This is a genomic window from Microbispora sp. CL1-1, assembly GCF_012034195.1.
Lineage (GTDB): Bacteria > Actinomycetota > Actinomycetes > Streptosporangiales > Streptosporangiaceae > Microbispora.
In genome coordinates, this window is the sequence record NZ_JAATEK010000028.1 from 53,359 (window position 1) to 65,399 (window position 12,041).

General features: G+C 71.5%; 7 protein-coding genes. 1 reads left to right on the forward strand and 6 read right to left on the reverse strand.

The genetic code is table 11. From position 1 onward, the window contains the following. Nucleotides 1-7: 7 nt before the first annotated feature. From HCK04_RS27700 to HCK04_RS27720, 5 genes are all read right to left on the reverse strand, one after another. On the reverse strand, nt 8-2,677 hold the full coding sequence (locus HCK04_RS27700; RefSeq protein WP_142650330.1) for a hypothetical protein: 2,670 nt from the start codon (nt 2,675-2,677) through the stop codon (nt 8-10). Between the two features lie 490 nt (nt 2,678-3,167). Further along, nucleotides 3,168-4,718: a serine/threonine-protein kinase gene (locus tag HCK04_RS27705; protein WP_142650331.1), complete on the reverse strand. Its 1,551-nt coding sequence runs from the start codon at nt 4,716-4,718 to the stop codon at nt 3,168-3,170. Between the two features lie 42 nt (nt 4,719-4,760). After that, nucleotides 4,761-6,278 (reverse strand): serine/threonine-protein kinase, encoded by a 1,518-nt coding sequence (locus HCK04_RS42790; protein WP_142650332.1) that lies wholly within the window; start codon nt 6,276-6,278, stop codon nt 4,761-4,763. A 98-nt stretch (nt 6,279-6,376) separates the two neighbouring features. Continuing rightward, nucleotides 6,377-8,029: a fumarate hydratase gene (locus HCK04_RS27715; RefSeq protein WP_142650333.1), complete on the reverse strand. Its 1,653-nt coding sequence runs from the start codon at nt 8,027-8,029 to the stop codon at nt 6,377-6,379. Nucleotides 8,030-8,327: 298 nt separating this feature from the next. Further along, nucleotides 8,328-9,287 carry a DMT family transporter gene (locus HCK04_RS27720; protein ID WP_142650334.1) on the reverse strand — a complete coding sequence of 320 codons (960 nt, stop codon included), beginning with the start codon at nt 9,285-9,287 and terminating at the stop codon, nt 8,328-8,330. A 66-nt stretch (nt 9,288-9,353) separates the two neighbouring features. Between HCK04_RS27720 and HCK04_RS27725 the strand changes: the two genes are divergently transcribed. Further along, the gene (locus HCK04_RS27725) at nt 9,354-10,775 is read left to right on the forward strand and encodes a PLP-dependent aminotransferase family protein (RefSeq protein ID WP_142650335.1); all 1,422 of its coding nucleotides are present in this window, start codon (nt 9,354-9,356) and stop codon (nt 10,773-10,775) included. Here the strand turns inward: HCK04_RS27725 and HCK04_RS27730 are convergent. Next, nucleotides 10,765-12,018 (reverse strand): MFS transporter, encoded by a 1,254-nt coding sequence (locus HCK04_RS27730; RefSeq protein ID WP_142650336.1) that lies wholly within the window; start codon nt 12,016-12,018, stop codon nt 10,765-10,767. The genes HCK04_RS27725 and HCK04_RS27730 overlap by 11 nt on opposite strands. Nucleotides 12,019-12,041 lie beyond the last annotated feature (23 nt).

A 12,041-nucleotide genomic window follows, 5' to 3' on the forward strand; every position in this document is an offset into this window, starting at 1 on the left:
CTCAGTCCTACAGCCTCTCGTCAATCGCATCGTTCCTGCCCGGATCCCCGCCCTCCGAACGGGCACTCTCATCCGCGGCCCCGCCTGTGACCTCCTCGGGCAGCTCTTCTCCCGTCACCTCCCGGAAGACCGTCGCGACCCCCTCCGGATCCGACCGGTAGGCCCTCCGCAGACCCCGAATGATCTCCTCGACTGTCCTCCGCACTTCTTCCGTGTGCCGCCACGCCTCGGCTAACGAGCTTGCTGCCGGCGAGAGATGACCTTGCTCGATGTGCCACTTCCATTCCCAGAGGTAGTCCGCCGTCAGCATTGGCCCTTCCGCCGCCCGGGCGCCAGCGGGGTAATCGTCGTGGGGGAATAGTCGGCTGGCCGCTATTCCGTCGGTGGTGAGAGAGGCGAGGATCACCAGATTGGCCGTGTAGTAGGCGTACCGGGTGACGAACGTCGACTTCTCCGGACGGTAGTCGGCGTAGCTGTGATCCGTTCGGGTCTCCGCGGTGTGTAGCAGGCGGACGAGCAGGTCGATGGTGGGCTCGCGATCGAGGGCAGGGAGTAGGTCGCGGAGGAATTTCACGATCGGCTGCCGCTCGGTCAGCACGGCGAACGACAGCAGCGCGTACAGCAGCCCGTCGTCGGGCTGTGGGCGGCCGAAGAACGGGTCGGTGGCGGCCCTCTCGCGGGCGACCATGCTCCGCAGCACGTCGCGCACCATCCGGGCGATCAGATACTCGCCGAAGGTGGCGTGCAGGAACTCGTACGTCTGGAGTTTGCCGCCGTCCCTCTCGGCGGACGCCTGGTGGACGAAGAAGAACTTCCCGATCACCCGGTCGGCTCGGGACAGGGGCGCCTGGAAGCTTGCGGTCTGGGCCGTCGGAGTCGGGAGCAGCGCGGCCAGGTCACTGTTGAGGTCGTCGGTGGAGACCCACTGTCTGCCACGGTTGAACATCGCGAACGCCGCGACGGCCAGCGTGCGCAGCTCCGTCTCCACGGCCTGGTCGATCTGCGCGTCCGGCAGGCCCGGCTGGTGTTTGCGCACCTCGCGGCGGGCGAAGCGGGTCAGCAGCCGCTCGTACAGTTCCGCCTGGCTGAGCCCGGTCTCGCCGCGTTGCAGGGCGTTGGCGTCGGCGTCGTACAGCGCGAGCATCAGCAGAAGCAGCGGCTGCGACGCCAGGTCACCATGTGCCAGGGCCGTCTCGGCCGGCAACGGTTTCAGTCCTTGAGTGGTGAAATAGTCCTGGTTCGCGGTGTTCCATACCGACAGCCAGCGGCGGACCTGCTCCTCCTTGAAGGGCTCCAGCCGGATCATCAGGCATCCCGGAGGGAAGCGCATCCGGTCGGCGACGGCCGTGCGCGTGGTCACGAGCACGACCAACGGGCGACCAAGCTCGGCTTCTCGACGTTGGAACTCGGCCACCTGGCTCAGGTAGTCGGAACGATGGACCCCGGTGGCCTGGAGCAGCTCGTCCAGCCCGTCGAGCATGACGACCGGCAGCGCGCCGCCCGCCGACCGCGCCAGCTCCGGCCAGCTCAGGTGCTCGCCGGTGGCATTCCGCACCGCCGATTCGATTTGCTCCTGGATCGTCCCGTCGGCCGGCACCTCCCGCAGCGGCACCCGCACCGGCAGGAAGTCACCGTCCGGCAGGCGACCAGCCAGGATCTTGGTGAGCACGGACTTCCCGGCGCCGGGCTGGCCCAGCACGACCAGCGGCATCGTGGTGGCCTCGGGCGAGGTGAAGTAGCGGGCGAGGAACCCGACGATGTCGTCGCTCTGCTCCGCCTTCGCCCACCACCACTCCGCGCTCGGATCGGTCCGCTCGCCGTACTCGGCCAGCCGGAAGTCCGGGTTCACGTACGCCTCGACGAGCGTGGGCATGCGCATGCCCGAGGGGACCTCACCCGACTGGGCGATGGGCCGGTGTAGGGCTGCTCGGTGCGCCAGGGACAGCGTATGCCGGTGCTCGGGTGTCCTGGTGTTGGCGGCGACCTCGGTGAGCAGCGCCTCCAGCTCGGCCAGGCCGGTCTCGACCCGCTGCCGAGAGATCATGTCCTGCCACAACGCGAACTCGGGAACATCCTGAGCCAGCCGCCGGTGAAGTTCCTCGTACTTTCGGCGCGCGGCCTCGGGCAGCTCCTCCTCGATCGCCGTCTTCGCGCGTGCCCACTCGGTCGCGTCGAGACGGTCGCGTACGGCCAGTCCGGAGACGAACCCGGTCAGCGCCGCCGCGAGCGTGCGGTAATACTCGGTGATCGAGTCGAGCATGACGGCGTACGACTGATTGGCGCGCAGACCGGCCGGCTCGATCGTCATCAGGGTGTGGATGAACGAGCCTGGTTGCGGGCCGGCTCCAGACAGCGCCGCCTGCTCGTCCCGGTCGAGGCGGAGTTCCTTCGGATCGAATGGCAGCGGCAACTCGTCCAGGGCCTCGAAGAACGCCGCCACGACGAGGACGGCCTGGGCCGCCTCCAGCCGGGCCGTACGGTCGTACCGGTTCAGGCCCGTCACACGGTCGCGGAGCTTGCCGGTCGCCTCTCCCGCCAGCCGTACCGCCTCGTCTTTGACGTCGAGCAAGGACAACCCCGGCACAGCCCCGGCGAGGGTGCCGGTGAGGATCTTCGCGACCGTGCTCTCCTGCCCGAGCAGTTTGACCGCGTCGGCGTAGCTGATCCCTTTGCGCACCGGTCACTCCAGGGGGACACCGAAGGTATTCGTGACCTTGCTAGCAGTGTCCGGACATCCGGCGCAACACTCGCCAGTCCCCCTCCACGGTTCGGCGGGGGCGAGGGAGCGGAGCGGAAGGGAGTGAGGACCGCAGCGAAGGCCCAGCGGAGCGGGCTTCGCGAGGACCGGAGGTTCCTTCCGGCGCAGTGACCGACCAGGCCAGAGCTCGCCTCACCCGGTCGGCGGTTTCCGGGCGCTGAACGCGGTGATCGGCCGGGCCAGGGCTCGGGTCACCTGGTCGGTGGCGTCTGGACGCTCAGCGCAGGACCCGGCCGGGTCGGGGCTCGGGTCACGTGGTCGGCGGTATCCGGGCGCTCAACGGCACTGACAGACCGGGCCAGGGCTCGGGTCGCCTAGTTGGTGGCGTCTGGATGCTCAACAGCACTGACAGGCCGGGCCAGAGTTCGTGGACATCTGGCCGACGGTGCCCGGAGGTCCGGGGCGACGATCACTTCGCGAAGATGAAGACGCCCAGGAGGATCAGCGCGAGGACGCCGAAAAGCGCGACTCCCATCGTCACGAGCACCCGGACCTGCGTCTTGGCGTCCGGGCCGGAGGGACTCTGCATCGCGAACAGGTCCGTGCCCAGGCTGGGCGGCTTCCCCGGAACCCCATCCCCCGGCGGTAAGGCCCCATGTGGCACGCCTCCGGGCGGCATGGCACCGGGCGGCATGGCCCCGGGCGGGAAAGCGCCAGGCTGCGGGCCAGGGTGAGGCCCTGGCATTGGCGCCGGGCCATTGCCGAAGCTGCTCCCGAAGCTGTTCCCTGAGCCGGGGCCGGGCGGCGGGGGCGTCATGGGCCCAGAGCCGGGCAGCCTGCCGGGCACCGTGGTGCTGTGCCTGTCTCCGCCCCCGGAAGCGCTCCCCGAAGCGCTCCCGGAAGTGCCCCCGGAATAGGCCCCCGAAGCGGCCCCGGAAACGCGCTCGGGGGCGTGCTCGGGCCTGCCGACGGGCTTGGCTGCGGTGTTGCCTGTGGTGCCGTTCCTGGCGCCGCCCGGAGGCGGGGCGGGGAGGCGGGGGGCCGCCGTGGGGCGGGGGACGACCATTGTGCGGTTCGCGTCGTCATCGTCGTCCTCGGGCACGTTGCCCCCGGCCGGCCGGGCGGCCGAGGCGTTGCCGTCCGGACGCGCCGTCGCGTCGCGTGCGGGTGCCGGGGGGACGGCGGGAATGGAGCCCGTAGGGGTGTCGGCGATCAGGCGGAGCATCGCGGCGGCGCGCTCAGGGGTGAGGCGCGCGGTGTGGTCCTTCACGAGCAGCCCGTCGAGGACCGGCCGCAGGGCGCCGGCCTGCGCGGGCGGGTCGGCCTCCTCCGTCATCAGGGCGGCCAGCGTCTCGCCGACGGTCGCGCGTTCATAGGCCGGGCGTCCCTCGACGGCGAAGTAGAGCGTCGCGCCGAGTGACCACAGGTCGGACTCGGGGCCGGTGTATTCGCCCCGGGCTCGCTCCGGGGCGGTGTATCCGGGCGAGCCGATCACCATGCCGGTCTGGGTGAGCGCGTGGTCGCCGAGCGCCTTGGCGATGCCGAAGTCGGTCAGCACGACTCGGCCCGTCTCGGTCAGCAGCACGTTCGCGGGCTTGACGTCGCGGTGCAGGATGTCCTGGGCGTGGGCGGCGCGGAGCGCGCCGAGCAGGTCGTAGCCGATCTCCGCGACCAGACGCGGCGGCAGCGGGCCCTCTTCGTCGATCACCTGTTCCAGCGAGCGCCCCTCGACGAGCTCCATGATGATCCACGGGATGCCGTCGGACACGATGACGTCGTGGATGGTGGCGACGGAGGGATGGCTGACGCGCGCGGCCATGCGGCCCTCGCGCATCATGCGTTCGCGCAGCTCTTGCCGTTGCCGGGGGCTGAGCGAGGGGTCCTGGCGGATCTCCTTGACCGCGATCTCCCGGCCCAGCGACCGGTCGTACGCTCGCCAGACGGTGCCCATGGTCCCCCGTCCGATGCGGGTGCGCAGCTCATAGCGGTCGGCGAGTGGCCCAGGGTGCTGTTCCGGCATATCTAGAAAGATAGCGATTCTGCCTTGGAAATCGCTTTCTGGTTACTTGATGAAGATTCGCGGCCAATACCGGCGGGGGAGCAGCAGCTTGATCATTTTTGCCACGTGCCGCATCATCGGACTGCGCACGACCTGGTGGAAGGCGGGCTCGGACGGCTTGCGGTGCAGGCCCTCGCTCGGCCGCCGCCGCTGGGACGGCACGGACGGCGCCTCCCGCGAGTAGCCGTAGTCACGCGGATAACCGCGCTGGTGCGGCTGCCCGGACTGCTGGTGAGGGCCGCTGTACGCGCCCCCGTGTGAGCCCCCATAGAAACCGCCGTGCGGACCGCTGTGCGAGCCCCCGTGTGAGCCCCCATGTGAGCCGCCGTACGGGCCGCTGTGGGACCCGGTGGATCCGCTGTGCCGGAGCTGACCGCTCTGACCGAACTGGCCGTACTGTCCGGACTGCCCGTGCGGGCCGTGCAGGTCGTACCGCCCCGAGGCGTACGGATCGTACGCCTGCGGCTGCACGTGCTCCCCGGGCCGGTGCGGCTGGCCGTACGGCCACTGCTGGCGGTGGGGCCCGGAGTCGCGGTCGCGCGGGGTGACCTTGGGCGCGGGGCGCGACTCGGCCCGGTGCTGTCCCCGCTGGCTGCGCTGCGGCGGCTTGCGGGTCTCGGGGGCGGTGGGCTGCGGGGCGGTGGGCGGCGGCGTGGGCCGGCCGGTGCGGAACGGGGAGGCGAAGGGGTCGTCGGCCGTGCCTCCGGCCGCGATCCTGGACAGGGCGTGGGCCGCGCGGACTCCGTCGAGCCGGGCCGCGGGGTCGATCTGGAGCAGGCCGCGCAGGACAGGGGCGAGCGGGCCCGCCTTCTCCATGGGGATCGGAGCGCCGCTGGTCAGCGCCGCGAGCGCGGCCGCCGCCGTACGGCGGCCGTGCAGGCCGCGGCCTTCGACGGCGGTGTAGAGGGTGGCGCCCAGCGACCACAGGTCGGCCGCCGGGCTCGCCTTGTCGCCGAGGACGCGTTCCGGGGCGATGTATCCGGCGGAGCCGAGGACGATCCCGGCCTGGGTGATGGAGGCGTCGCCCTCCAGGGCGGCCAGCCCGAAGTCGGTCAGCACCGCCCGGTCGTCGTCGGTCACCAGCACGTTGCTGGGCTTCACGTCGCGGTGCAGGATGCCCTTGGCGTGGACGGCGCGCAGCGCGCCGAGCACCTGCCGGCCGATGTCGGCCACCCGGCGCGGCGGCAGCGGGCCCTCCTGGCGGATGAGCTCCTCCAGCGACCGCGCCCTGAGCAGCTCCATCACGATCCAGGGGCGGTCGTCCTCGGTGATGACGTCGAAGACCGTGATGACCGAGGGATGGGCGACCATGGCGGTCGCCCGGCCCTCGCGTTCGGTGCGCGCGCACAGCTCCGCCCGCAGCTCCTCGTCGAGGACCAGCGGGAGCCGCACCTCCTTGACAGCCACTTCGCGGTCGAGCAGCTCGTCACGCGCGCGCCACACAGTGCCCATCCCGCCGCGCCCGACCGGCTCGATCAGCCGATAGCGCGCGGCTAGCAAGTATCCGGACGGCGCACGCATGGGTGGCAGCTTACCGATTTGTGCAGTGCGACCTGTAGAGACCATGCCGGGAAATTGTTGAGATCTTCTGTCAAAGATCCTGACAACCTCCCCGCAGATCAGCGCCTTCCGATGGTAAGGACGGGACCGGTGGTGTCGGCGAAGAAATCGTCACCCTTGTCGTCGACGACGATGAAGGCGGGGAAGTCCACGACTTCGATCTTCCAGACCGCCTCCATTCCCAGCTCCGGATATTCCAGGACCTCGACCTTCTTGATGCAGTCCTGGGCGAGCCGGGCGGCCGGGCCGCCGATCGAGCCGAGATAGAAGCCGCCGTACTTCTGGCACGCCTCGGTCACCTGCTTCGACCGGTTGCCCTTGGCCAGCATCACCATCGAGCCGCCCGCGGCCTGGAAGCGTTCGACGTACGAGTCCATCCGCCCGGCGGTGGTGGGGCCGAAGGAGCCGGACGCGTAGCCCTCGGGGGTCTTGGCCGGGCCGGCGTAGTAGACGGCGTGGTCCTTCATGTACTGCGGCATGTCCTCGCCGGCGTCGAGCCGCTCGGCGATCTTCGCGTGGGCGATGTCGCGGGCCACGACGAGGGGGCCGGTGAGCGACAGCCGGGTCTTCACCGGATACTTGCTCAGCTCGGCGAGGATCTCCGGCATCGGGCGGTTGAGGTCGATGCTGACGACGTCGCCGCCGAGGTGCTCGTCGGTCGTGTCCGGCAGGAAGCGGGCAGGGTCGGTCTCCAGCTGTTCGAGGAAGACGCCCTCCGGCGTGATCTTCGCGAGCGCCTGCCGGTCGGCGCTGCAGCTCACCGCGATGGCGACCGGGCACGACGCGCCGTGCCTGGGCAGCCGGATGACGCGTACGTCGTGGCAGAAGTACTTGCCGCCGAACTGCGCGCCGATGCCCAGCTTCTGGGTCAGCTCGAAGACCTTCTTCTCCATCTCCAGGTCGCGGAAGCCGTGCCCGCTCGGGGAGCCCTCGGTGGGGATGGAGTCGAGATAGCGGGCCGAGGCGTACTTCGCGGTCTTCAGGGCGTACTCCGCGCTGGTGCCGCCCACGACGATCGCCAGGTGGTACGGCGGGCAGGCGGCGGTGCCGAGCGAGCGGATCTTCTCCTCCAGGAAGGCGAGCATGCGCTTCTCGTTGAGCACCGCCTTGGTCTCCTGGTAGAGGAACGACTTGTTGGCCGAGCCGCCGCCCTTGGCCATGAACAGGAACTTGTACTCGTCCGGGTGGCCGTTGGGGTCCTCGGCGTACAGCTCGATCTGGGCCGGCAGGTTGGAGCCGGTGTTCTTCTCGTCCCACATGGTCAGCGGGGCCATCTGCGAGTAGCGCAGGTTGAGCTTGGTGTAGGCGTCGTAGACGCCGCGGCTGAGGTGCTCGGCGTCGCGCCCGTCGGTCAGCACGTGCCTGCCGCGCTTGCCCATGACGATCGCGGTGCCGGTGTCCTGGCACATCGGCAGCACGCCGCCGGCCGAGATGCTCGCGTTCTTGAGCAGGTCGAGGGCGACGAAGCGGTCGTTGCCGCTCGACTCGGGGTCATCGACGATCTTGCGGAGCTGGGCCAGGTGGGAGGCCCGCAGGTAGTGCGAGATGTCGTGGATCGCGGTCTCGGTTAGCAGCCGCAGGGCCTCCGGCTCGACCTCCAGGAACCTGCGCCCGGCGGCCTCGGTGACCCGCACCCCCTCGCTGGTGATCAGGCGGTACTCCGTCTCGTCCGGTCCAAGCGGGAGCAGGTCGGTGTAGTCGAACTCCGGCATCGTCCTCGGTTCCTCGTGGTCTGCCTGGTCGGGCGTGCCCGTCCCGCGGACCGCCCATGGTCTTTGCACAGCGTACGGCTCGCGGGCGATGGTCATCATGCCCGGGCCATGCGTCCGTTTTGAACAACTTCAAACCGGATATTCGATCATAAATGGGGATAAATAACACAGGGGACAGGGAGAGGAGGGGCCATGCATGGCGAAGTATGGGTCATGGTCGTCTTCGCGATCGGCATTCTCGTGGGCCTGGCGGTGTCGCTGCTGACGCTCGTGTTGCGGCAGGTGAAGGAGGGCGAGATCACCTGGTGGACCCCTCCCGGGAGGCGGCGGACGCCGAGCGAGGAGCCGCCGCCGGCCGAGCGGGGCCCCGAGCAGACCGAGGAGACCGAGCACGCCGAGCACCCCGAGCGGGTGACCGGAGCCCGAGGGCGATCCCGCTGATCACGAGGGCCGCTCCGGCCAGGTCGGCCGCAGAAGGGACGGCGATCCCTAGCAGGGCGGCCGTCGTGAGCGCCCCGACGGGAACCACCCCGGCGAACAGCCCGGCCCGGTCCGGGCCCAGGTGAGGCAGTGAGCGATACCACAGGAAGAACGCCACGGTCGTCACCACCAGCGCGAGGTAGGCGAGACCACCCGCCTCCGCGGCGGTCGGGACGCGCAGCACGTCACGGCCGTCCAGGACGAGGCCGGTGACCAGCAGGAACGGCACCGACAGCGCGGCCGTCCACGCCGACAGCCTGAGAGGGCCGATCAGCGGCAGCAGCGGCAGCGCCAGCAGCGAGAAGCACAGCTCGCAGACCAGGGCGCCCAGCGACCACAGCAGCCCGGGCAGGTTCCCGCTGCCGGCGCCGGTCGCCAGAGTGGCCCCGGCGACCACCACCAGACCCGCGGCCACGACGCGCGGGGAGGGCCGGGCGCCGGTGAAGATCGGGCCCACCAGGGCGAGCGCCAGCGGCACCGTGCCGAGGACGATGCCGGGCAGCGCGGGCCCGGCCGCGCGGTTCGCCTCGACCACGCAGAGGTTGAACAGCAGGAGCCCCGTCAGGGCTATCGCGACGAGCAACCCCCACTGACGCGGGCGGAGCCGTACGTGGCCGAGCCCGCGCGCCCGGGCGACGGCGAGCATGACCACGGCGGCGAGGGCGTAGCGGACCGCCTGCCCTCCATAGACCGGATAGTCCTCGATGACGCCGGAGACCGCCGCCAACGTCCCCACGAGGAACATCGCACCCGCGGCTCCGGCCACATGAGTGTTCATGCGAGGGATGCTAGGGACGGCTTGGTCCTTACTGCTGGTCCAATCGGCCGCCGTTAGAGTGGACCAATGGCCGATCTTCATCTCGTGGTCGACAGGGCCGCGGGCGGGCTCGCCGGGCAGATCGCCCGCGAGCTGCGCGAGGCGGTCCGGTCCGGGCGGCTCGTCCCCGGCGCCCGTCTTCCCGCGACCCGCGACCTCGCCCGCGATCTCGGCCTGTCGCGCGGCGTCGTGGTCGAGGCGTACGAGCAGCTCGTGGCCGAGGGGCTGCTCGAATCGAGAACGGGCGCGGGCACGAGGGTCGCGGCCAGGGTCGGGGCAGGCGTGGCGGCAGGGCTGGCGGCGGGGGCCGGGCGGCAGGCCGCCCCCGAGCGGCAGGGAGACCGGCGGGAGGCCGGCCGGCCCCACTATGACCATCGGCCCACGTCGCCGGACCTCGGCCTGTTTCCCCGGCAGGCATGGCTGGCCGCCGTCCGGCACGTGCTGGCCACGCTGCCCAACGACGGGCTCGACTACGGCGACCCCGGCGGCGTGCCGGCCCTGCGCCGCGAGCTCGCCGCGTACCTCGGCCGGGTGCGCGCGGCCGACGCCTCACCGGACGATCTGGTGATCATGACAGGGGTGGCCCAGGGGATCAGCCTCGTCGTCGAGGCCCTGGTGCGCGACCGGGGCAGGCGCGTCGTGCTGGCCGTGGAAGACCCGACGAGCACGCGCATGCTTCCGCTGCTCCGGCGGGCCGGGGCGGAGATCGTCCCCGTGCCCGTCGACCATGAGGGGATCGTCGTCGCGGCCCTGCCGGACGACGCCGACGCCGTGATGGTCACCCCCGCGCACCAGTACCCGACCGGCGTCGTGCTGTCCCCGGCCCGCCGCGCCGCGCTGGTCGAGTGGGCGGCCGACACGGGCGCCCTCGTGCTCGAAGACGACTACGACGCCGAGTTCCGCTTCGACCGCGACCCTGTCGGATGCCTGCAGGGCCTCGCGCCCGACCGGGTCGTGCTCGCCGGCAGCGTGAGCAAGGCCCTCGCCCCGGGGCTGCGGCTCGGCTGGATCGCGGCGCCCCCGCACGTCGCCCGTGCCGTACGGCTCGCGCGCGGCGAGTCCGACCTCGGCTCGCCGGTCGTCGACCAGTACGTGTTCGCCCACCTGATCGAGGGCGGGACGTACGACCGGCACCTGCGCCGGGTGCGCAGGGAATATCGGCGGCGCAGGGACGCCCTCGTCGGAGCGCTGGCCGAGCACCTGCCCGGGATGACCGTGCGCGGCATCTCGGCCGGGCTGCACCTCTATGCCGAGGTCAATGCCGAGGACGGAGGTGATCCGTCCGGCCTCGCCGAGGCCGCCCGGGCCGCGGGCCTGACCACGGAGGTCGTCACCTCGGCGCACGGGTCGCCGGGGCTGGTGATCGGCTTCGCCCGCCTGCCCGCCCACCGTGTCGCCGAGGCCGTACGCGTCCTGGCGAAGAACGCCGGAGGGGGCGTCAGGGAGTGACGACGGTGGTCGTGGCGGCCGGTTCGGCCTTGCGCGGCTGGAAGCCGCGTGCGAGCAGGATGATCGCGGCGGCGAGGACGAGCGGCGCGCCGAAGGCGACCCGATAGCCGGAGGCGTCGGCGAGGCCGCCGACGAGCGCGGCTCCGACGATGAACCCGACGTAGTTGAACATGTTGACGCGGGCGATCGCCACGCCCGTGCCCGCGGGGTCGAGGCGGCCGGCCGCGGAGAACGACTGCGGGGCGACGACGGACAGGCCGATCCCGGTGAGGGCGAAGCCCGCGATCGCCAGCGGCACGGTCGGCGCGGCCACGATCGCGACGAAGCCCAGCGTCGCGACGGTGCCTCCGGCGCGCACGATGGCGGCCGGGCCCCAACGGCGCACCGCGAAGTCGCCGCCGACCCGCACCAGGAACGTGGTGAGCTGGTAGGCACCCAGGGCCAGCGGGATCACGGTCGCCGAGGCGTGCACGACCTTGTCCATGAAGACGGTGCCGAAGTTGGAGACCGACGAGTCGCCGACGTAGAGGAACGCCATCGCGAGGCACAGGGGGATGATCGGCCGCCACGCGACGCCGGCCGGCTTGGCCGCGTTCGCGGTCTGGTCTGTGGTCTTGGCGGGGGCCGGGGCCGCGCGGTGCTCCTCCTCCGGCCGGTAGAGCCAGAGCGACGCGAGGACGGAGACGGCGGCGGCCGGCACGAGGGCGATGGCGAACGTGACGGGCAGGCCGAGAGCGAGGGTGGCCGCCGCGGAGGCCCACACCGAGCCGATGACCGCCGCCACGCTCCACAGCGCGTGGAACCCGGTGAGCACCGCCCGGCCATACTCGCGTTCGACCGCGACACCCTGCATGTTCATGCCCGCGTCCACCCCGCCGAGGCCGAGGCCGAACAGGATGTTGGCCGCCACCAGCATGGGGACGTTGGGGGCGAGGCCCGCGAGCACGACGGCGGCGCAGGCGACCGGCTGCACCACGCGCAGGATCAGGCGGCTGCCCCATCGCGACGCGGCGGCGCCGGCGAGCGCGCTCCCGGCCCCCGCGATGACCGGGACGACGAGGAGCAGGATGGTCAGCTCGCCGTCGGTCAGGCCGTGCTTCTTCTGCAGCGCCGCCACCTGGGTGAGCAGCGTGGCGAAGGTGAGGCCCTGGACGAAGAACACCGCGAAGGTGGCGAGCCGCGCCTGCCGGTCGCGGGGAGCGGGGGCCGTGCCCCGCGCCGACGCCGTGTCCTCTACTGGCATCGTGGGCCTCCACGAACATGAGG

What these genes read in the sequence shown, in the direction of transcription:
- HCK04_RS42790 (WP_142650332.1), bottom strand. Translation starts at nt 6,278, where the DNA reads ATGCGTGCGCCGTCCGGATACTTGCTAGCCGCGCGCTATCGGCTGATC.
- HCK04_RS27715 (WP_142650333.1), bottom strand. Translation starts at nt 8,029, where the DNA reads ATGCCGGAGTTCGACTACACCGACCTGCTCCCGCTTGGACCGGACGAG.
- HCK04_RS27725 (WP_142650335.1), top strand. Translation starts at nt 9,354, where the DNA reads ATGGCCGATCTTCATCTCGTGGTCGACAGGGCCGCGGGCGGGCTCGCC.
- HCK04_RS27705 (WP_142650331.1), bottom strand. Translation starts at nt 4,718, where the DNA reads ATGCCGGAACAGCACCCTGGGCCACTCGCCGACCGCTATGAGCTGCGC.
- HCK04_RS27730 (WP_142650336.1), bottom strand. Translation starts at nt 12,018, where the DNA reads ATGCCAGTAGAGGACACGGCGTCGGCGCGGGGCACGGCCCCCGCTCCC.
- HCK04_RS27720 (WP_142650334.1), bottom strand. Translation starts at nt 9,287, where the DNA reads ATGAACACTCATGTGGCCGGAGCCGCGGGTGCGATGTTCCTCGTGGGG.